Genomic DNA, 21840 nt, shown 5'->3' on the forward strand with positions numbered 1-21840 from the left:
CGCTAAAGCGCCTTGCGAACCCGGGTGAAGGCATCTTTGAGCTCTGAACCGAGCGTCTTGACGGCGTCGCTCACGTCCTTCGTGCTGCGCTCTAGCTCTGCCTTATTCTCGAACGCGGACCAGCGCTTTTCGAGATCCGACCATTCGTCCCGAAGATCCTTGGAGCCGAGGTGGATCTTGAGCTTGATCTCGTCGCGCGTGCGCTTCAGGTCCTCATAGAGCTTGGAGAAATCCGGCATCATCTCGTCCTTTCTGGGAGCCTCACTGGTCCCGAAGTGGAGAAGGAACTGGCCGTGCGGAGCGGTCGGGGTATCACTAAACCGATCCGGGCTTTTCGGCCAATGTTTAAGATTTTCGTCCGCGACTCCCGAATGACAAGGCCGCCCCGACAGCCGTCGAGCTTCTATGCCCCATTGCACCGCAGGACATTGATCCCGGTCAAGTCACGGCCCAGCCGGGATCAGGAATGAGAGGCGAATTCCATTGCGGAAGGCAAAGAAAATAAGAAAAAACGACAAGGTAATATTATCCACTCTATGGCCGGAGAGCAGACAACATTGGGGCATGCGAGTAAACCTTGGCGCAACGGAACAACAGGAGAGACACATGACCAACGACCTCGACGGAATCGGCGCCCTCACCAGCTTCTCGGTCGGCACCCTTGACGGCCGCGACGCCATGATGGTGATCGAATTGGCCAAGACCCCGGCCGAATTCGCGCAAGGCATCCGGCATCAAATGCCTGTGGCGATGACGCCTGAACACGCGCTTGAGTTGGGTGAAGCCCTGCTGCTGGCTGCACGTGCCGCGTTGATGGGCAATGCGCCGACCCACGCGCTCAACTGATCGCGCCGCTCAAGAGGGATCGCTCTGGCCATGAGGGCCAGACGAGAGCCCAATCGCAGCGCCCCCATAGACGGCAAATAAAACATCCGCCTGCCATTGCGATCGCCCACCATCAGGCGTCAAAGATCGTCACATCGTCCGAACCACGGGCATTTCTTTTCGACCATTGCGAATAACTCCCCACGTCGGCAGATTGTCTCAGGACAATCGGTCGGGCGCCGCTGTCGCTGAACGACCTCGCGGGGCTGGCATGGAATATCAATGGATCGAGCGCTTTGAATCGGATCGAGGGCGGGAGTTGTTCGATCTCTATCGGAAGGAGTGGTGGACGAAGGAGCGGCCCTTTGACGACGTCGTGCACATGCTCGCGCATTCAGACATTGTCCTGGGTTGCTGCGCGAGTGACGGGCAGTTGATCGGCTTCGCACGAGTCCTCACCGACTACACCTTCAAGGCCTTCATCTTCGACGTGATCGTTCATTCCGACTTTCGAGGACGAGGGATCGGGCAGGCCATCGTCAAGCGGATCATCAGCCACGAGTCGCTGCGAAAGGTGCGCAGCTTCGAGCTTTACTGTCCCGATCGGCTGATTGCGTTCTACGAAAAGCTCGGCTTTATCAAGGGCTCATCGTCCCTGCTCTTCCATCAAAGATAGCGCCTCCTCGCTTCGGCGAAGTGCCCGCGGCCCGCTTGAACGGGGCCGGAAGTGAAGAGCGATGCGTGTCATGCGGATAGGGCAAGCCGCTCCAGCACCTTTGTGTATGAAGGAAACCCGTCCGCTTGCGGGAGCAGTGGGATGTCCACTTTGCAGACAACGCCCGAGGGGGCGAAGTCTATTTGCGCTCTGCCCTGCAGATCTTGAACCAAACTGCGCTCGATAAGCCGCACCCCGAAACCTCGCCGCTGCGGAGGCTGGACGGATGGACCGCCTGCCTCTTCCCAGATGAGAGACAAGAGCGGCGGCTGGGCTTCGTGATCGAGCGACCAGCGAATATCGACCGTGCCGACCTCGTTCGACAGGGCTCCATATTTGACGGCGTTCGTGGCAAGTTCCTGCAGAGCCATTGCGATGGCAAGCGCCGCGCGCGGCAAAAGGCGGACCTCCGGTCCTGAACTGTGGAGCCGGCTCTCGCGCTCGCCTCGATAGGGCTCGAGCGCTCGCGCCACAATCTCCCCGAGGGCAGCCCCTTCCCAATTTTGCTGCGTGAGAATGTCGTGCGCACGGGAGAGTGAAAACAGCCGCGATTCGAGCGCCGCCCGCGCTTCTCCGGTGACATCTGCGTTCCGTAGCGTCTGAGACGATATGGATTGGACGGTGGCGAGCGTATTCTTCACGCGGTGGTTCAACTCATTGAGGAGAAGCTCGCGGTGGGCCTCGGCCCGTTTACGCTCGGTAATATCGCGGAAATAGACCGAGAGTCCGCCGTCGGCCGTTGGAAAAATGCTGATATCCAGCCACCGGTGATCCAGGGACGACAGGCTTTCCAACTGGATCGGATGCCTGCTCCGCATGGCGTTAATGTGGGCCCGGTAGGGTTCGCTGCCGACGGCATCCGGAAACTCGTCCCAGAAGACCCGTCCCATCAGCTCTTCTCTCCGGCGCCCCCACAATTCCTCGGTCTTACGGTTCACGTAAGTGAACCGCCACTCGGGATCGACGGCATAGAAGGCATCATGGATGCTTTCCAGAATATCGCGGGATCGGCCCTCGCTTTGACGCAATGCCTTTTCTGCCAGAGCGCGCTCGACGGCGTCCCAAGTCCGCTCCGCGACCTGCTGCGCCAGGACCTCTTCGTCATCGCGCCAATCGCGCGGTTCTACCTGATGAACCAGCAATGCCGCAGCGACCCGACCGCCCTTGAGGAGCGGCACCGTGATGCCGGAGCGCGCCCCGATCGCGATATAGGTGGCCGCAATTCCATCTCCGGCGGTCAGCTCGTCGTCGAGCGCGTCCCTGAGGCGCATGGTGCGTCCCGCCTTCAACTCGCGGATCAGAGGTTCACCGAAATCTTCGACACGGTATTGACCGACGAGGCTCGGCGCGTTGCCGTCGGTCCAGTCGCGCTCGACCGTGAAAAGCTCGCCTGTGGGTGTGTCGGTGACATAGCCGTAATTGACGCGGGATGCGCGTAAGTGATGCCCCAGCATCTCGGCTGCGACAGCCATGACCTCATGCGGTTCCACGAGATGCCGCAAGCGCTCGTCGAGTTCCAATCGAAATTTCAAATGGCGCTCGGCAAGCACCTGATCCGGCGTCTTCATGCAAGCGCAGAAGAGACCGACGATCCGACCGTCGCCGTCGGGTACAGGCGTACCGGAGAAAGCAAAATGCGCCCCCTCCAGATAGTCGCCAGGTTGCATGACGAACGTGATGTCATCGTCACCCCAGGCCTTGCCGGCATAGGCTCTATCCATGACAGGCCCGATCGTCCCGACATTTTCAGGCCAGACAGCCGCAAAGGGGCGGCCGAGGGCATCGGGATGCCGCGGCCCGAGGAGCTGGGCATATCCGTCGTTGTAGAGCATCAGACGCTGACTGCCCCAAACCAGGAACATGGGTTGGCGTGACCCCAGCATGACGCCAACCAGGGTCCTTAAAGATTGCGGCCACGTTGCCGGATCGCCAAGCGGAGTGGCCTCCCAGTCATGGGCGTGCATGAGCGCACTCATGCTGTCAGCGCCCTCCGGAGCAACGGCGTTCGCCCTAGTGTTCATGAGGAAGGCTCATGTGCTTGAGGGCATGCCGTGCTTGGCCGGTCGTTTCTAGAAGCGAGGTTTCGGCAGGCGCGCCACCCGAATCGCTGTTTCTCGAAAATGTGAGAGCCCAAGCGCCCCACGACCAATTGTCGTCCGGGCAGCTTCTCAGCCCATCCCGACTCGTTGGAAATTTCTACGGCCATTTTCGACCTGTTCATGCCTCGCACCGCACCCGCGCGCCCAAGCGCGGCGCGCGGTGAATGTGCTATCATATAACGAAACGTAATGACATTAAAAGCGGCATTCGCCGGCCGTCTCATGCAATGGAAATCCGCGGCGGCGGCCTTTTCGGTACACCGCCTCTCACGCCACAAGCGCTCATACCCAATGCCAAGACAGCTTCGGGAAGTTAAATAGAATTCAGAACGTGGAACGTAGAAATTATATACGATAGATGCGAGCACTCTTATTTTGAGATCGCCTGAATAAGCTACCCTTCGACGAGAGAATTTTTCCGACAACGATAGGGAGTCGGAAAGACGATATTGCAATACAACGCTATACGTACCCTGCTTCAACAGGATCCTTTAAGTCTTTTCCCGAGGCGCGCCGACCTCCGGTCAAAAAAAACCGGGCATCGCCTCTGCGGCACCCGGTTTCATCAGCCAAAACTGGCAATCAAGCTGTCGGCCTTTATTTCCGGGCGCGACGCTTCGTGTTGACCAGCTCTTTCAAAGCCTTGGCCTGCTCGAACTTGACGTTCTTGGAGGCAGCGATCTTGATGGCCTCGCCAGTCTGAGGATTGCGTCCCTTGCGGGCCTTACGCTCGGTGAGCTTGAATTTGCCGAAGCCGAAGATCGAAACTTCTTCACCCTTGTGAACCGCGTCCGTGATCGACTGGAACACGTTCTCGACGAGATCCTTGGCGAAGGTCTTCGTCAGTTCGTATTCCTGAGCGATATGCTCAATCAGCTCATTTTTGTTCATGGTATCCCCTTTGCTGCTTATGGAAAGCCTGGAGAACAGGCCCTTTTCCAGTAAGATTATGACCTTCGCCGCCGTCGCACGTCTAGAAGCACGACGTCAAGATGAGATTTATAAACTTACACAACCGCAATTGGACTTTGGCGTAGCACCCGTCGGGACCTAGCCCTGCTCGCGGCTTCCCCGTCACCAGCTCCACATCGTTCCATCCTGGAGGCGGGCTACGGGCAGGTAGGCGCGCTCATAGGGGTATTTCGCCGCCAGCTTCTCGTCGATGTCGACGCCGTGGCCCGGCACGTCGCCGGGATACAGGTATCCATCCGCGAAGGTATAGGCGTGGGGGAACACTTCGTCGGTTTCCGGGGTGTGTCGCATGTATTCCTGGATGCCGAAATTCGGCACCCAGAGATCGAAATGAAGCGCCGATCCCATGCAGACGGGGGAGAGGTCGGTCGCCCCATGAGAGCCGGTCCGAACCTGATAGAGCTCGGCGAGCGCCGCGATCTTACGCAGCTGGGTAATACCGCCAGCCCGAACGACCGTGGTGCGGATGTAGTCGATGAGCTGGTTTTGAATCAGCTCGCGGCAATCATGGATCGAATTGAAGATCTCGCCGATCGCGATGGGCGTGACCGTGTGCTGGCGAATGAGCTTCAAGGCCTCCTGGTTCTCCGCCGGCGTCGGGTCCTCCATCCAGAAGAGATGGTACGGCTCGAGGCTCTTGCCCAGCCGCGCCGCTTCGATGGGCGTGAGGCGATGATGCACGTCGTGGAGGAGATGAAAATCGGGACCGTGAGCCACCCGAACCGCCTCGAAGAGCTTGGGTGCGAAATTCAGATATTTCTCGGTCGACCAGATCTGCTCCTCCGGCAGGCCCTTGGTGGCAGGTTCATAAAACAGCTTGCCGCGCGCGATGCCATAGGCGGTATCAAGCCCCGGAACGCCGGCCTGCGCCCGCACGGCCTTGTAGCCGAGTTCGAGATAATGCCCGACAGCATCGAGCGTTTCCGGAATGTCGCGGCCGTTGGCATGGCCATAGACCATGACGCCGGAACGGCTCTTTCCGCCAAGCAGCTGATAGAGCGGCAGGCCAGCGATCTTCGCCTTGATGTCCCAGAGCGCCATGTCCACAGCTGCGATGGCCGACATGGTGACGGGCCCGCGCCGCCAATAGGCCCCTTTGGCGAGATATTGCCAGATATCCTCGATCTGCTGCGGATCGCGGCCGATCAGGCAGGGGATGACATGTTCTTCGAGGTAGGCGGAGACTGCGAGCTCCCGTCCATTGAGCGTCGCGTCGCCGATCCCGTACACGCCTTCATCGGTGACAATCTTGAGCGTGACGAAATTCCGGCCCGGGCACGTCACGATGCAATAGGCTTTTTCGATCTTCATGGTCGTTCCCGAAAGTTCGTCAGTCTGTGGTTGATGGGAATTCGGCGACGGTGCGCTTGGCGCCGTTCGCGTAAAGACGGCTCAATGCGGCGGTCACCGTGCGCGTGAAACGCGGATCCGCCGGCAGATCGTCTCCGAAGATTTCGCGCACGGCGAAGAGTTCGCTCGCGAGTCGCTCCGGGGAGTCGTCGGCTCTGTCGGCCAAGATGCGCAGATGCGAAGCCATGGGATCACGCACATCGATTGGAACGCCGGTTTCATTGATGCCGGTGACATATCGCATCCATGCGGCAACCCCGAGGGCCAGCCGATGGATGGATGCATTGGCGCGCAGCCGGTCGCGCACGGTTCCAAGGAGCCGTTGCGGCAATTTCTGCGAACCATCCATGGCGATCTGCCAGGTGCGGTGCTTCAGGGCCGGATTCTTGAACCGCTCGATCAGCGCTCGTTTGTAGGACGTGAGATCGGCCCCGGGAGGCATGTGGAGCGTCGGAGTGACTTCCTCGTCCATCAGGCCCTGGATCAGCCGCTCGTAAGCGGGATCGGCCATGGCCTCCGCTACGGTTTCATATCCCGCGAGATAGCCGAGATAGGCGAGTGTCGAATGACTGCCGTTGAGAAGCCTGAGCTTCATGTGCTCGTAGGGCTCGACATCGGCGACGAATTCCGCCCCCGCTTCCTCCCAGGCCGGACGCCCCTGCGGGAAGTTATCCTCGATGACCCATTGGGTGAACGGCTCAGTCACGACCGGCCACGCGTCGGTTGCGCCAAGCCGTTCGCTGATCCTCGCGCGATCTTCGTCCGTGGTGGCGGGCACGATCCGATCCACCATGGTCGACGGGCAGGCGACGTCGCTTTCAACCCAACGCCCCAGATCGGGATCGATGCATTCGGCATAGCGTGCGAGAACGCGCTTCACCGTGCGCCCATTGGACGGAAGGTTGTCGCAGGTCAGCACCGTGAACGGCGGCACGCCGGCAGAGCGGCGGCGGCGCAGTGCCTCGACGATCAGACCCGGAGCGGATTTGGGCCGCTGAGGGTTCGCGAGGTCATGCACGATATCCGGATGTCCTTCGTTGAGCGCACCCGTTGCCGGATCATGGCAATAACCCTTTTCGGTCACGGTCAGGGAGACGATGCGCGTGTTGGCATCGGCCATGATGCCGAGAAGGTCCTCCAGCGCTTGCGGTGCGACGATGATCCGTGAAATCGAGCCGATGACACGAAGCGCCTCGCCCGCGCTGGAGCGAACGGAGAGCGTATAGAGGCCGTCCTGCGGCTCCAGCGCATCAGAGGTATCCGAACTGCGAAGGCTCGCGGCGACAATTCCCCAGCGCGGATCGCGAGAGAGAACGTCATCCGTATAGACGGCCTGATGGGCCCGGTGAAACGCGCCGACACCGAGATGCACGATCCCGGTCGCGATCCGCGAGCGGTCATAATCCGGACGCCGCACTGACGCCGGAAGGTCCGCTAGACCGGCTTCGTTCAATCGCTTCGCCATCAAATCCTCAATGAGCCGGTTGCTGCTTCGCGCGGGTCACGATCTGCGTCGGGTTGACGAAGCGGAGCGCAATGATGAGCCAGATGAGCGTCGTCACCATGTAGATCACCGCCATGGCATCAATGGATTGCACCGCCCGCACACCCGCCGCGAAGACCGCATAGTAGAGCGCCACGACGAGGGTCTGACTCGTGGGTCCGGCCACCAGGAAGGTCAACTCGAACATGGCGATGGTGCGCACCAGCACGAGGAGCAACGCCGCGAGAATGCCCGGCAGGAGCAGCGGCATCAGCACGTGAACGAAGAGTTTGAAGGTATTGGCGCCAAATACGCGCGCCGCTGCCTCGATCTTTGGATCGATCTGCTCGATGAAGGGGATCATGACGAGGATCACGAAGGGGACCGTGGGCACGAGATTGGCGGCGACGACGCCCCAGAAGGTGCCGGCGAGGCCCGTCCGATAGAGAACCGTCGCGAGCGGGATGCCGAAGGTGATCGGCGGGATCAGAAGGGGCAACAGAAAGAGCAGCACCAGGAGACGCTTGCCCGGAAAGTCGCGCCTAGCGAGCGCGTAAGCCGCCGTGACGCCCAACACGCCGGAGATCAGGACCACCGCACCGACAACCTGGAAGGTGACGATGAGGACATCCCCGAGCTGAAACTCGCTCCAGGCGGAATCGTACCAGCGCGTGGTCCAGCCAATCGGCAGCCAAGTGCCGAGCCAGCGGGTGGCAAACGAACTCGTCACCACCGTGCCGATCATGGCGAAGAGATTGAGGACGAAGAAGCCGACCAGCGCCCAGATGGCCGCCGCCCAAAGCTTCGCGCCGAGTGTGGTGTCGCGGATCATCGTGTCATCCTTTCGCGCCGCTGGCGGGACCGCGGTAGAACAGGCCGCGCGAGGCGAGCACCCCAACGACGATGGCGAGCTGAACGAAGCCCATGATCATCGCGATGGCAGACGCCATGGAGTAATCGTATTCCTCGAACGCCGCCTGGTAGGCCGCAATCGAAATCACCCGTGTCGGTCCAGCGGGCGCCCCAAGGAGCACCGCCGACGGGAAGACCGAGAAGGCCTGCACGAAGGACAGACAGAACGTGATGGCAAAGCCCGGCATCAAGAGGGGCAGATAGATATGGCGGAAACGCTGCGACGCGCTCGCCCCAAGCGTCGCGGCCGCTTGCTCCAAAGCCGGATCGATGCCCGTGACGTAGGACAATGTCAGCAGGAACGTGAACGGGAAACCCGTGATCACAAGCGAGGCGAAGACGCCCCAGTAATTGTGAACGAGCTTCAGCGGCTGCGAGATAAGGCCGAACGTCATCAGGGTCCGGTTGAGCCAACCTTGCGGGCCGAGATAGTTCAGGAGCCCCTCCGCGACGAGCACCGTGCCGAGCGTGATCGGCAGCACGAGGATCGTCGTCAAAAGCCGCTGATGCCGCATGAGTCTGACGCGAAAGGCAACCGGCACCGCAAGCACCAGATTGAGAAGAGTGACCGGAACGGCGAGCCACAGGGTCTTGGCGATTGTCTCGTAGAGAAATGAATCTGCGAAGAACCGCTCGTAATTGGCAAGCCAGCCGCCGCTCTTCGGTTCGAAAGACAGAACGAGACCGAAGGCGAAGGGATAGACGAACAAACAGAGGCTGAAGATGGCGGCGGGCAGGACGAGCAACGTCACAGAGTCGAAACCGCGAGCCGCCAGCCGCTGGCGCAGGCTGGGGCCGTGAATGATTGTGGGGACAAGGGCCTGATGCATCATCCCCTCCCCTAAGCAGGTTCGGCGAAGACGAGAATGCGCTCGTCACCGGCCCGCAAATGGATGGCGGCCCCAGGCTCGACGGCGAGGTGAGATCGGAACACGAAATCGAGCCCACCGGCGGAACGGGCCGTGCCCACGAATTCGCGCCCGCGATATTCAATGGTGTCGACCGTAACGGCGAGTGCATTTGGCCCCGGCTCACCGGCGACGAGATCGTCGGGCCGGATCGCGGCGAAGGCGGGTGCGCCGACCGCCAGTTTTTCGCGGGCGATGCCGCTGACCTTCGCGCCTTCCACATCGATCACGGCGCGGCCGTTTTCATGAGAGAGGACGCGCCCCTTCAGCTTGTTGCGGAACCCCATGAAATCGGCGACGTCGAGATGGGCCGGAGCCTCATAAAGCTCCTTCGGTGTGCCGACCTGACGGATCACGCCATCGCGCAGCACCACGATCCGGTCGGCCAATGACAGGGCTTCATCCTGATCGTGAGTCACATAGATCGTCGTGGCTCCGAGTTCATTGTGGATGCGCCGGATTTCAGCACGCATCTCGAGGCGCAGTTTCGCATCGAGATTGGACAAAGGCTCATCCATCAGGACGAGGGGCGGCTCGATGACGATGGCGCGGGCAATCGCCACGCGCTGCTGCTGGCCGCCGGAGAGCTGCCCGGGAAGCTTGTTCTCCTGGCCCTGCAGGCGCACGAGACGCAGCGCCTCGTCCACCTTGCGCTCCATCTCCGCTTTCGGAGTGCCGCGCATCTTCAGGCCGAAGCCGATATTCTGGCGCACGTTCAGGTGCGGGAAGAGCGCGTAGTTCTGGAATACCATTCCGAACCCACGCTCCTCCGGCCGCAAGGTGTCGACCCGACTCTTGTCGAGCCAGATCGCGCCACCCGTGACAGGCAAAAGACCCGCGATGCAGTTCAGCGTCGTCGACTTGCCGCAACCCGAGGGCCCGAGCAGCGCAATGAATTCGCGCCGCCGGATCGTCAGGTTGATGTCGCGCAGGGCGTTGAGCGCACCGAAGTCGCGGCTGACATGATCGAGCCGGACCTCGTCGAACTGTGAAAGAGCAATAGTCATCGCGGGTCCTTTGGTTACTTACGCTTCGATCCGCCGACCTGCTCGTCCCAGATGCGGAAGGCGACGACCATCTGGTCCGGCTGGAGCGGCAACTCGATCGGGTTCTCTGCGATCCACTTCTCGTATTCGGGACGTCCGAACTCCTTGATCGCGGCCTGGCTTTCGGCCGGAGCCATATCGAGGGTCACGCCCTTCACGGCCGGACCCGGATAGAAGTAGCCCTCGTCGTAGGTATAGGCCTGCTGCTCCTTGGTGAGCAGGAAGTTCATCAGGTCGATCAGGACCGCCAGCTTCTCATTCGACAGCCCCTTCGGCACGCACATGTAGTGAGCGTCCGCCACCCAATGGAAACCCTTGAGCGCCGCGACTTTCGCTTCCTTCGGCACGACGCCGAGAACGCGCGGGTTGATGTCCCAGCCGGTCGTCGACACGGTCATGTCGCGCGAGCCTTCGCCGAGTTCCTTCATCACCGCGCCGGTGCCCGACGGGTAATATTCGATGTACTGCCCAAGCTCCTTCAGATAGGCCCAGGTCTTGTCCCAGCCCTTCGCGGGATCCTGCGGATTGCTGTCGCCGAGAATGTACGGCAAGCCCATGATGAAGGTACGGCCGGGGCCCGAATTGGCAGGCCGGGCATAGATCAGCCGGTTCGGATTGGCCTTCGCCCAAGCGAGCAGTTCCTGCGCCGTCGTCGGCGGCGTCTGCACCTTGTTGGGCATGTATTCGAGCAGCGGACCGGACGGATAGTACGTCACGACGACGCCCTGGCCTTTGGCCAGCGTCTGCATTTTGGCGGCGGCCGGAAGATAGATGTCGTCGAGCTTCGGCAATGCGCCCGCATGCGTCGGCAGCAGGTCCACCCAGAGCTTCTGGTCGATGCCGGCGGAGAGCGCATCGGTGCCGGTGAGCACGAGATCGATATCGACGCGGCCCGCATCCTGCTGCGCCTTGATCTTGCCTGCGAGTTCTGGGGCCGGCGCCTTCGTGAAGGTGATGCGCGAGACGAGGTTCGGCTTGGCCTTGCGGTAATTCTCGATGGCTTTCTGCGTCAGGGCGAGATTGCCGGCGACGTCGATCACGTTGAGCGCCACCGGCTCCTTCGGTAGTGCCAATTGCGCGAAACTCGATCCGCCGAAGGCAGCAACGCCCGCAGCGCCGGCGACACCGCCGACGAAAGTCCGTCTGGTGATTGGGTTCTTCATCATCTTCCTCCCGTTCTGTGCGGCATGGTCCTTGTGAACCATGTCCGGAGTCACAGCTTGTAGGCCTCTTTGGCGAGGCGATAAGCGAGGTCGTGAGCCACCTCGTGCGCCTCATCCTCATCGAGACGATGCGTGGTCACGAGATCAGCGAGAAAAGCGCAGTCGACCCGGCGGGCCACATCATGGCGCGCAGGGATAGAGAGATAAGCTCGCGTGTCGTCGTTGAACCCAACCGTGTTGTAGAAGCCCGCGGTTTCTGTGGTGAGTTCACGGAAGCGGCGCATGCCCTCGGGGGCATCGAAGAACCACCATGCAGGACCAAGCTTCAGCGCGGGATAATGTCCCGCGAGCGGTGCCAGTTCGCGGGAATAACTCGTCTCATCGAGGGTGAAGACGATCAGCGAGAAATCACGCTCATTTCCGAAGCGGTCGAGAAGCGGTTTCAACGCGCGCACATAATCCGTCCGGGAGGGAATATCCGCCCCCATGTCCCGACCGAAGCGCGCGAAGAGCGCATTGTTGTGATTGCGGAACGAGCCCGGATGGATCTGCATTACCATGCCGTCTTCGACGCTCATGGCCGCCATCTCGGTCAGCATCTGCGCGCGGAAGAGTTCGGCCTCGTCGGCGCTGACCACACCCGTGGAAACCTTGCGGAACAGGGCCTCGGTCTCGGCTCGCGGCAAATCCGCCGTGCGTGCTGTGGGATGCCCGTGATCAGTCGAGGTCGCGCCATGATCGCGAAAGAAAGCGCGGCGCTTCCGGTGCGCCTCCAGATACCCGTCCCATGAGAGAGTATCGCAGCCCGTGATCTCGCCGAAGCGAACGAGGTTGTCCCCGAAGCCCTCGAAATCCGGATCGATCACCGGATCGGGGCGATAAGCCGTGATCACGCGCCCATTCCAGCCCGATTGCCGGATGGTCTCGTGAGACTTGAGCGGATCGAGCGGGCTTTCCGTCGTGGCGATGACCTCGATCCGGAATCGTTCGAACAGAGCACGGGGCCGGAACTCAGGCGTCCGAAGGGCCATATCGATCCGGTCGAAATAATCGTCCGCGGTCTTGGGCGACAGCCGCTCTGTAAAGCCGAAAAGCGTTGCGAATGTATGGTCGAGCCACGCGCGTGTCGGCGTTCCGCGAAAGAGATGATAATGGGCGGCAAAGCGGTGCCAGATCTTGCGCGCATCGCGCTCGACAGGGCTGCCACCCCTTGTCGGAACGCCCAGATCCTCCAGGCTGACACCTTGGCTGTAAAGCATCCGGAAAATGTAGTGATCGGGAATGACGAAGAGCGTTGCCGGATCGGGGAACGGCTCGTTCTGCGCATACCAGCGCGGGTCCGTGTGGCCATGCGGCGAGACAATCGGCAGATTCCTGACAGCATCATAAAGCCGCCGCGCGACGGCGCGGCTCGATGGCTCGGCAGGAAAGAGCCGGTCCGGCTGGATCAGCATGGCGTCACTCCCTCGACGCTTCATTCCGACTTGTTTTTCGATCGGTTTCGAGCGCCTACGATGCAGAAGCTTAGAGCCAGACGCGCTCCTTTGCAATGGTCTACTAGTATGGTAGTGTGCTACTTATGAACGAAAGAACCCTTACGAAGCTGGGAATCAGCCGGGAGCCCATGGCGCGCCAGGTGACCCGCGCGCTCCGCCGGGCCATCGTGACGATGCAATTGTCGCCGGGCGAAATGCTGTCTGAGCAGGATCTCGCGGACCGCTTCGGAGTGAGCCGGTCTCCGGTCCGCGAGGCTTTGATCAAGTTAAGCGAGGCCGGCCTCGTGCGCGTCCTGCCTCAGCGCGGAACCCAGGTGGTGAAAATCTCGCGCGCGGGCGTCGAAGACGCGCGCTTCATTCGGGAGGCCGTGGAAACGGCGGTCGTCCGGGAGGCGGCGCTGAAGGCCAATTCCGAGATCCTCGCTGAATTGAACGCAAGTCTGGCACGGCAACGTCGCGCCCAGCGCGCTAAGACCACGGAAGAGTTTCTGGAACTGGACGAAGAGTTTCACCGTCTCCTCGCCGAAGCCGCGGGTCGCCCGGCGGCATGGCAGATGATCGAGGACGTCAAGCCCCAGATGGATCGGGTGCGGTTCCTCGACATGGCGCAGGCAACGCCGCGACATATCGTGGTGGCTCAACACGTCCTCATCGTGGATGCGATCAAGGCGGGCGATCCTGTGGCAGCGGAGCAAGCCATGCGCCAGCACCTGAGCGAAATTTTGCGGTCCCTGCCGGAGCTCGCGTCGCAGCATCCGGATCTTTTCGAAACGGAACCCGAGGCATCAGCGACTGCCTTGAGCGCATAGGCATTTCGTGCCTCTGACCAATCGATATGGAAACCTACCAGTGAGCAGGATGTAGACATGTTGAACAGACCTGCCCTTACACCTCGCACCGTACGTCTTCATGATCAAGACAACCTGGTCGTGGCGGTCGAGCCAATCGAAATCGGATCCGTCGTGCATGGAGTCACGGCTCGCGAGCGCGTGCCCCGTGGCCACAAGATCGCGATCGCGGCGATCCACCAGGGCGAGCCCGTTCTCAAGTTCGGACAAATCATCGGCTTCGCCTCGAAACCTGTCGAGCCGGGCGAGTGGCTGCATGAGCACAATGTGGGAATGCACGATTTCAGCCGCGACTATCATTTCGCCGAGGACGCCAGTTCCGAAGCCATTTTGCCCGTCGAAGCGCGGGCCACATTCGAGGGTTTCCGGCGCGCAAACGGAAAAGTCGGCACGCGGAACTATCTCGCTATCCTCACCAGCGTGAACTGCTCAGCGTCGGTCGCTCGCTTCATCGCTCGCGAAGTCGAGCGCTCAGGGCTTCTCGACGAGTACCCGAACATCGACGGAGTGATCCCTCTCGTTCACGGCACGGGCTGTGCCATGGACACGAAGGGCGAAGGATACGAAGTCCTGAAACGCACTCAATGGGGCTATGCTGCCAACCCGAACATGGCCGGCGTTTTGATGGTCGGCCTCGGCTGCGAGGTCTTTCAGATCGGCCGCTGGAAGGAGCTCTACAACATCGAGGAGAGCGACACTTTCCGCACGATGACCATCCAGGACATTGGCGGCACCCGGAAAACGGTGGCGGCGGGCGTCGCGGCAATCAGGGACATGCTCCCCGTCGCCAACCGAGCGCGGCGCGAGACGATCCCCGCATCCGAATTGATGCTGGCCCTGCAATGCGGCGGCTCGGACGGTTATTCCGGCATCACCGCCAATCCTGCGCTCGGTTCGGCGGTCGACCTGCTTGTCCGACACGGCGGAACGGCGATCCTTTCGGAGACGCCGGAGATCTATGGCGCCGAGCATCTCCTGACCCGTCGCGCGGCCACGCGCGAAGTCGGCGAGAAGCTCGTTGGATTGATCGACTGGTGGGAGGATTACACCTCCCGCAACAACGCCGAGATGAACAACAACCCCTCTCCCGGCAACAAGGCGGGCGGGCTCACCACCATTCTCGAGAAATCCTTGGGTGCCGCTGCAAAAGGTGGCACGACGACCCTGAATGGCGTCTATCGCTACGCCGAGCCCGTGACGGCAAAAGGCTTGGTGTTCATGGACACCCCCGGCTACGACCCGGTTTCGGCGACCGGCCAGGTGGCGGGCGGCGCCAACATTCTCTGTTTCACGACCGGACGCGGTTCAGCCTATGGCTGCAAGCCCACACCCTCGATCAAGCTTGCCACCAACAGCGAAATCTACCGCCGGATGATCGACGACATGGACATCAATTGCGGCGACGTTCTCGACGGCTCGACAATCCAGGAAAAGGGCCGCGAGATCTTCGAAGCCATCCTGAAGACGGCTTCCGGGCAACGCACGAAATCAGAAGAGATGGGATACGGCGATGCAGAATTCGTGCCATGGCAGATCGGCGCGACCATGTGATGCGAATAACGACATCTCGCGCATGACTTGAGCCCCCTCGCGGTCCGAAAGGGTTGAGATCCCAGGAGCACTCGAAAATGCGCCGGAGAGAGCGGTGTACCGTAAAGCCGAGGTTCTCAAAAGCACGACCGAGCGCGGCCATACCGGAACCTCAGAGGCCGGGTCCACTTTCAGGATCGGATCATCTTCAAGGAATTGATCCGCCTGCCCTTCGACGATGAAAGCCCACTAAGCGCCGCAAAGAGCGCATTGAACTGAATCACCGGGTCGCTCACGTTACCATCGGTGGCGCGCCCCGCTCGAAGTGGCAGAAGCAATCTGCCGCGCAACCTGCTCCCGATCCAGGTTCTACGCGGCCCTCGATCCTATCCTTGAGGCCCGCCGTATTGCCGCCGTTGCTGGTAACAGGCAACTTTCATCCCCCGGCGGCAACAGCATCGCGACAACCGCTTCGGCCGCCCCGCCTCCTCCTGAGCATCGTCTCGTCCTCCGAATTGCGAATAGTCATAATCACAAGGACACTTCTTAGAAGTCATGACATTACGTTTCGTCAGACAATGCCAAACAAGCTTGACAGCAAGGGAATGGTACGTAGAATACTACACATGACACACATGACGGCCGTTTTGAGACCTCAATCCCTGCGAGAGGAAGCGCTCACGAAAATTCGCGAGGCTATCGTATTCGGAGCCCTTCCAGGCGGACAGCTCTTTTCGGAGCAGACGATCGCGGACCAACTGCAGATCTCGAGAACGCCTGTGCGCGAAGCGCTCCTACAACTCGGCTCTGAAGGATTGATCGAATTCGTGCCCAATCGTGGCGCGCGCATCGTGCCGGTCTCGAGCGAATATCTCAGACAGGTGTTCGAGCTGCGTGCCAGCATTGAAGGCTACTGCGGCAAGCAACTGGCTGCTGCCTCTAGCCGAAAGCGGATCCTCGACAAACTCGACGCCAGTCTCGCGGAACAGCGACAGATTATCGATACCAATGACCAGTCCGCATGGGTCGCCGCGAATATGCGGTTTCATATGTTGATGGTGGAGGATTACGGCAATCCGCTCATGATTGATGTGCTGAACAATCTAGCAACGCACACGATGCGGATGGGCTACCAGGTCAATGAGCGCGCGAATGATCGAATGGAGCAATCGCTCACCGAACATACGTTGATCGTCGAGGCAATGCGCGAGGGCCAGCCTGACGTTGTCGTCAGGCGGATCGAAGATCATCTGGCGGCGACCGGATTGCTGGTCAATTCGCTGATCGGCCCGGGCGCCGAAAAGATTTCCGGATCAACAGGCGTTGTGGAGGATTCAATGGGGAGAAAATGAGTCCGTTGATCGCTGAGACGATCGCCGGGCTCTACGGCTTGAGAGCCCCGTCCCCAAGGACTTCCCGGTAAGCATCGAACACAGCGCCGACACTGACGCCGCTGGTTCAAGAAGTATTTCAAACAATGGCACGGCAGGCCAGTTGCTGGGTGATTCATTCGCCGCGGCCCGGACAGTCGCGCCTCAGGAGCATCGCGAAAAACGCGACGACAAGGGAGAAAACGAAATGAGATACGCACTTCAGGCTTTTAGCGTCCTAACGGCGCTGCTCTTCACCATACCGGCTGAGGCACAAGAAAAGCCAAAGCCCGAAAAGAGCAAGGTCACTCTGGGAGTCGGAGGCAGATCAACTCTCCCGTACCTCCCCTTCTCCATCGCCGCGCAACGCGGGTTCTTCAAGGATGAAGGCGTCGAGGTCGAATTTTTCGATGTCGCCGGCGGAACCCGAGCCCTTCAAGCGATGATCGGCGGCAGCGTGGATGTCGGCGCTGGCGGATATCAGCACACGATTTCCCTGCAGCCAAAAGGCCAGTACGCGTCATGCTTCGTGCTGATCACGCATAACATCGGCGTCGCTCTCGTCATGCCGAAAGAAAAGGCCGCGGCGGTGAAATCACCTCGCGATCTCAAGGGGCTCAGCATCGGCGTCACCTCTGTCGGGTCCGGTTCGCATCAGTTCGTCAACCATCTTCTCGGGACGGTTGGCATGAGCAACGCAGACATATCCGCAATCGGCGTCGGCGCCGGACCGGTTGCGGTTGCCGCCATGACGGGAGGCAAGGTCGACGCACTGTCCATGGGCGAACCGGTCATCGCAACTCTGGGCGACTCCGTGAGCGTGGTGGCGGAATCCTTCACCAACAAGAGCGCGCAGGAGCTATTCGGTGGCCATGTCCCCATCATCTGCGGCTATGCACCTGAGTCTTTCATCAAGGAAAACCCAAAGACCATCCAGGCTCTGACCAACGCGATCGTCCGCGCGCTTAAGTGGATGAGCACGGCCTCCGCCGCTGAAATCGCTGACTCAGTGCCGCCGGAAGACCTGCAAGGCGATCGGGATCTCTACATTCGCGCTGTCCAGAATACGCGTGAAATGTACTCGCCGGACGGATACGTCAAAGACGGTTCCCCGGATCGCGTGCTCAAGATGCTGAGTGCCTTCGACGACGCAGTCCGCGACGCCAAGATCGACTTCTCGAGAACCTACACGAACAAGTTCGTTCAGGGCGCTCACGAGCGTGCGGAGAAGAAGTAATGAATGTGCATGCAGGAGATCGGACACTTCGTCTCGATAACGTGACCTGCGTCTTTGACGGCGGCTATGTCGCCGTCAAGGACGCCTCACTAACCGTTAATGATGGCGAGTTCATCTGCATTGTAGGTCCTACCGGATGTGGAAAGTCGACGTTGTTGAATGTCGCGGCGGGGCTGCTTGAACCCTCGCGAGGGAATGTCTCGGTGTTCGGCCAGGAGTTGACTGGCATGAACAAGCGGGCGGGCTACATGTTTCAGGCCGAGTCGTTGATGCCTTGGCGGACAGCGCTCGACAACGTCGCGCTCGGCCTCGAAATCCGGGGCGTCCCGGTGGATAAGGCGCGTGAGCAGTCGAAGTTCTGGCTCGAGAAGGTTGGCCTTGCCGCCCACAAACACAAATATCCTCACCAGCTATCGGGGGGTATGCGCAAGAGAGCGTCGCTCGCTCAAATGCTGATCCTGAACCCGGAAATCATTTTGATGGACGAGCCGTTCGGCGCGCTCGACGTGCAGACACGCCAGCTGATGGAGAACGAGCTTCTGCGGCTGTGGTCGGAAGACCGCAAAATCGTGCTCTTCATCACGCACGATCTGGAAGAGGCGATTGCGCTTGCGGACCGGGTCATCGTGATGTCAGCCGGGCCGGCCGCCAGGCCCATCGGCAATTTCTCTATCGATCTCCCTCGCCCACGCGACGTCGCGGAAGTTCGACTGACGCCGGAGTTTCTCAAAGCCCACTCGGCGATTTGGGATGTCATGAGAGAAGAAGTTCTAAAGAGCTACAAGCAGTTTGAGGGGGCTTCTCATGACGCGTAAACCCAGTTTGCCTTTCCTAAGGCTGTGTCAGATCGGGCTTTTTTTCTTCCTGGTCCTGGCGTGGTACGTGCTGACGGCATTCGAATTGGCGCCAAGCTTCTTCTTCGGAAAGCCTCTTGTGGTTGCCGATCGGCTCTACCAATGGTTCGCGACGGGGAAGATCTACATCCATCTTTGGACGACCCTCCTGGAGACGCTTCTTTCATTCGGCATCGGCACCATCGCCGGCCTCGCTGTCGGCATGTGGCTTGCTCTCGATCCGTTCGCGTCGGCTCTTCTTGACCCCTATGTCAAAGCAGCCAACTCGATGCCTCGGATTATTCTCGCGCCGATTTTTGCCATATGGTTCGGCCTGGGTATTTGGTCGAAGGTCGCGCTCGCGGTCACTCTCGTTTTCTTCGTGGTGTTCTTCAACGTTTATCACGGCGTAAGAGACGTCAGTCCCGTGCTCGTCTCCAATGCCCGCATGATGGGTGCCTCATCCAGGCAGCTCCTGCGGTACGTGTATATGCCATCGGCGACCAGTTGGGTGTTCTCCAGCCTGCATGCTTCTGTCGGCATGGCTTTCGTGGGCGCCGTGGTCGGTGAGTATCTGGGATCAGCGCGCGGCGTTGGCTTTCTCATTCTCCAAGCCGAGGGCGTGTTCGACATCAATACCGTCATCGCAGGGATGGTTCTTCTGACGATATTCGCCCTCATACTCGACACGATCGTGACCATCGCGGAGCGCCGGTTCCTGGCATGGAGACCGTCTCAGGGCAGTCAGAGAGCATGAGCGCCCTTGGCCTTTAGACCTTCCGACCATTTCGCTTGAAAAAACCGTGAGAATTGAGCAATGCAAGCTAAAGAAATCATCACCGATGAGTTGGCTTATCCTCCCAAATTCGGCAGCCCTACCGCCCTTGCAATAGAAGCGGGCGACTTTGTCTACGTGTCAGGCATGATCGCCTGGGACACCGAGCGGCGCATCGTTGGCGTTGGTGACGTCAAAGCTCAGACGAAGAAAGTCATTCTCAATATCGAAGCGGCATTGAGGGCTGCGAACTTGAGCCTGAAGGATGTGATCAAGGTCACTTTCTATCTTACCGACATCCGATCCAAGGATGCGGTATGGGAGGTCCGGAAGGAATTGTTCAAGGATTGCCGTCCGGCATCAACGCTGGTGGAAGTCGTGCATCTGGTAGATCCCCTGGCGCTGTTGGAAGTCGACGCCGTGGCCTATCGAGGCCGCTAAGCGCCCCCCTCTCAGTACATGCGACGTGCTCGTGCACGTGACGATGATCCCATCGATGTTTTGCCGACGGCACTCGAAGGCGCCACCAGCGCCCGTCGAATGCGGAATCTGCATCGGGTTTATCACAGTGGGCTGCCCGGAAGAGCGGGCAACCCACTGGCCCCGTCGCTTCGATAGCGTCGGGCAGTCAACGAAATCATCGCGTTTCAAACGATCGAAGAAGAAGTGATCCCAATGAGTCCCAAGAACGGAATGTGGCCGAGTCCCTTCAACGAAATGTTTCGTGACGACGTCGCATTGCCTGACCGCCGCATCGAGATCGCTGATTGCACCTTGCGGGACGGCGAGCAGCAAGCCGGCGTCGTGTTCGATCAGGATGCGAAGATCAGGATCGCCCGCGCACTTGACGAGATCGGCGTTTATGAGATCGAGGCCGGAACGGTCGCGAGCAGTCAGGAAGACCGAGATGCGATCAAGGCCATCTGTGAAATGCATCTGCGTGCAAAGATCAGCGTTCTGTGCCGTGGTTTGACCGCCGATATCGATCAGGCCGCAGAACTCGGCGTGTGGGGCGTCCGACTCAGCTTTCCAATCAGTCCGATCGAGCGCAAACACAAGCTTAAAGACATCAGCGACGACGTCTACATATCGCGAGCGCTGGAACTGACCAGCTACGCACGGAACAGGGGGCTGCAAGTCATTTTCAGCCCTTACGACACAACGCGTGCCGAAATGCCATTCCTGCGCAGGCTTGTTGGAGAATTTGAACGGGCTGGCACAGTGGATAGACTGCGCATTGTCGACACGACGGGCTGCGCGCTGCCGGAATCCATTTCATTCATTACGAAAGAGATACGCAGCAGCGCCCCTTCGCTTGCGCTCGAAATTCATTGTCACAATGATTTCGGCCTAGCTTGCGCGAACACGCTGGCAGGCGTGGCGGCTGGGGCCAATTTCGTCTCAAGCACGATTAACGGCCTCGGCGAACGCTGCGGCAATGCCTCGACCGAGGAAGTGATCATGGCGCTTGAGGTGCTCTATGGCCGCCCGACCGGAATAGACCTAAAGAAGTTGACTGCCCTCTCAAAAACAGTCTCCGAACTCAGCGGCATCCCGGTGCCGGTGAATAAGGCCGTCGTCGGCGAGAACGCTTTCAGGCACGAGGCCGGCATGGTCGTCGCGGGCGTACTGAAGGACCCGTTCACCGCTGAAGCCTATGAGCCCGAAATTGTCGGGCAGACGCGCCAGATCCTTCTCGGAAAGAAAAGCGGCCTTGTCTCAGTTGCCTACAAGCTGAATGAACTGGGCCTGGATCTACCCGAAGAGCAGTTTCCAGAGTTGTTGACGCGAGTGAAACAAGAGGCCGTCAAAAGGCGTCGATCGCTGACCGATGCCGAATTCGCCGATCTTGCAACCCTGCTGGCGAGCGAAGCGGCTGTCTCGCATTAGCAGACCGACTCTCGCCTCGAAAAGTCACCGTTCAACGGACGACCCGGGTGCGCTCCAGGATCGCGGTATTGTTATTGATGGTCGGATTGTCGGGGCTCAATGAGAGCGCCTGCCGAAACAGAGCATTGGCTCGCGCTGCATCGCCTCTCAACAGATAGGAATACCCGCGGTTGTTCAGCAGCTGCGGGGTATTTCCTTGAATCCTGGCGACCTGATCGTACGCTCTGTCAGCGAGATCGAACCGACCGAGTTGATCATAACTTGCGGCGAGCCCCATCCACGAGTCGCCATCCAGTGGCGACCGCTCGACGGCGGCCTGGAAATAGCGCTCAGCGAGCCCGTAGTTTGCGCGGGCGAATTGCTCCCGTCCCAATCGTTGGGGCTGGTC

General features: G+C 60.1%; 21 protein-coding genes. 10 read left to right on the plus strand and 11 right to left on the minus strand.

Annotated elements, in window-relative coordinates; genetic code table 11:
- Nucleotides 1-2: 2 nt before the first annotated feature.
- Entirely contained in the window at nt 3-242 is a 240-nt protein-coding gene (locus I2H38_RS09700; RefSeq protein WP_196271637.1) for a hypothetical protein, read from the minus strand.
- A gap of 364 nt (nt 243-606) precedes the next feature.
- On the opposite strand from I2H38_RS09700, the gene I2H38_RS09705 reads away from it, so the two are divergent.
- Nucleotides 607-846: a hypothetical protein gene (locus I2H38_RS09705; protein WP_196271638.1), complete on the plus strand. Its 240-nt coding sequence runs from the start codon at nt 607-609 to the stop codon at nt 844-846.
- A 250-nt stretch (nt 847-1096) separates the two neighbouring features.
- Entirely contained in the window at nt 1097-1501 is a 405-nt protein-coding gene (locus tag I2H38_RS09710; protein ID WP_196271639.1) for a GNAT family N-acetyltransferase, read from the plus strand.
- 68 nt (nt 1502-1569) lie between these two features.
- Here I2H38_RS09710 and I2H38_RS09715 read toward each other — a convergent pair whose 3' ends face one another.
- From I2H38_RS09715 to uxaC, 9 genes are all read right to left on the minus strand, one after another.
- Entirely contained in the window at nt 1570-3561 is a 1992-nt protein-coding gene (locus I2H38_RS09715; RefSeq protein WP_196271640.1) for a PAS domain-containing sensor histidine kinase, read from the minus strand.
- Between the two features lie 675 nt (nt 3562-4236).
- A complete protein-coding gene (locus I2H38_RS09720; protein WP_196271641.1) occupies nt 4237-4530 on the minus strand; it encodes an HU family DNA-binding protein in 294 nt (97 codons plus the stop codon).
- 183 nt (nt 4531-4713) lie between these two features.
- Nucleotides 4714-5922, minus strand: a complete 1209-nt coding sequence (gene manD, locus I2H38_RS09725) for a D-mannonate dehydratase ManD (protein ID WP_196271642.1) — start codon at nt 5920-5922, stop codon at nt 4714-4716.
- A 19-nt stretch (nt 5923-5941) separates the two neighbouring features.
- Entirely contained in the window at nt 5942-7426 is a 1485-nt protein-coding gene (locus I2H38_RS09730; protein WP_196271643.1) for a mannitol dehydrogenase family protein, read from the minus strand.
- A gap of 7 nt (nt 7427-7433) precedes the next feature.
- Entirely contained in the window at nt 7434-8276 is an 843-nt protein-coding gene (locus I2H38_RS09735; RefSeq protein WP_196271644.1) for an ABC transporter permease, read from the minus strand.
- 4 nt (nt 8277-8280) lie between these two features.
- On the minus strand, nt 8281-9186 hold the full coding sequence (locus tag I2H38_RS09740) for an ABC transporter permease (protein WP_196271674.1): 906 nt from the start codon (nt 9184-9186) through the stop codon (nt 8281-8283).
- Between the two features lie 11 nt (nt 9187-9197).
- Nucleotides 9198-10271 (minus strand): ABC transporter ATP-binding protein, encoded by a 1074-nt coding sequence (locus tag I2H38_RS09745; RefSeq protein ID WP_196271645.1) that lies wholly within the window; start codon nt 10269-10271, stop codon nt 9198-9200.
- A gap of 14 nt (nt 10272-10285) precedes the next feature.
- Nucleotides 10286-11473 carry an ABC transporter substrate-binding protein gene (locus I2H38_RS09750; RefSeq protein ID WP_196271675.1) on the minus strand — a complete coding sequence of 396 codons (1188 nt, stop codon included), beginning with the start codon at nt 11471-11473 and terminating at the stop codon, nt 10286-10288.
- Between the two features lie 50 nt (nt 11474-11523).
- Nucleotides 11524-12927, minus strand: a complete 1404-nt coding sequence (gene uxaC, locus I2H38_RS09755; protein ID WP_196271646.1) for a glucuronate isomerase — start codon at nt 12925-12927, stop codon at nt 11524-11526.
- 125 nt (nt 12928-13052) lie between these two features.
- Here uxaC and I2H38_RS09760 point away from each other — a divergent pair, with 125 nt between their 5' ends.
- The 8 genes from I2H38_RS09760 to I2H38_RS09795 all read left to right on the plus strand — a co-directional run bounded on the left by I2H38_RS09760 (nt 13053) and on the right by I2H38_RS09795 (nt 21452).
- Entirely contained in the window at nt 13053-13778 is a 726-nt protein-coding gene (locus I2H38_RS09760; protein WP_196271647.1) for a GntR family transcriptional regulator, read from the plus strand.
- A gap of 57 nt (nt 13779-13835) precedes the next feature.
- Nucleotides 13836-15368, plus strand: coding sequence for a UxaA family hydrolase (locus I2H38_RS09765; RefSeq protein WP_196271648.1), 1533 nt, complete (start codon nt 13836-13838; stop codon nt 15366-15368).
- A gap of 605 nt (nt 15369-15973) precedes the next feature.
- On the plus strand, nt 15974-16699 hold the full coding sequence (locus tag I2H38_RS09770; protein WP_196271649.1) for a GntR family transcriptional regulator: 726 nt from the start codon (nt 15974-15976) through the stop codon (nt 16697-16699).
- Between the two features lie 226 nt (nt 16700-16925).
- Nucleotides 16926-17954: an ABC transporter substrate-binding protein gene (locus I2H38_RS09775; protein WP_196271650.1), complete on the plus strand. Its 1029-nt coding sequence runs from the start codon at nt 16926-16928 to the stop codon at nt 17952-17954.
- A complete protein-coding gene (locus tag I2H38_RS09780) occupies nt 17954-18769 on the plus strand; it encodes an ABC transporter ATP-binding protein (protein WP_196271651.1) in 816 nt (271 codons plus the stop codon). Before I2H38_RS09775 ends, I2H38_RS09780 begins: the two co-directional genes overlap by 1 nt.
- Nucleotides 18759-19544, plus strand: a complete 786-nt coding sequence (locus I2H38_RS09785; RefSeq protein ID WP_196271652.1) for an ABC transporter permease — start codon at nt 18759-18761, stop codon at nt 19542-19544. Before I2H38_RS09780 ends, I2H38_RS09785 begins: the two co-directional genes overlap by 11 nt.
- Before the next feature lie 60 nt (nt 19545-19604).
- Nucleotides 19605-20003, plus strand: coding sequence for a RidA family protein (locus I2H38_RS09790; protein WP_196271653.1), 399 nt, complete (start codon nt 19605-19607; stop codon nt 20001-20003).
- 234 nt (nt 20004-20237) lie between these two features.
- A complete protein-coding gene (locus I2H38_RS09795; RefSeq protein WP_196271654.1) occupies nt 20238-21452 on the plus strand; it encodes a homocitrate synthase/isopropylmalate synthase family protein in 1215 nt (404 codons plus the stop codon).
- 31 nt (nt 21453-21483) lie between these two features.
- Here the strand turns inward: I2H38_RS09795 and I2H38_RS09800 are convergent.
- A partial coding sequence (locus tag I2H38_RS09800; protein ID WP_196271655.1) for a tetratricopeptide repeat protein occupies nt 21484-21840 on the minus strand: 357 nt, incomplete at its 5' end.

This window comes from Microvirga alba (assembly GCF_015694465.1).
Lineage (GTDB): Bacteria > Pseudomonadota > Alphaproteobacteria > Rhizobiales > Beijerinckiaceae > Microvirga > Microvirga alba.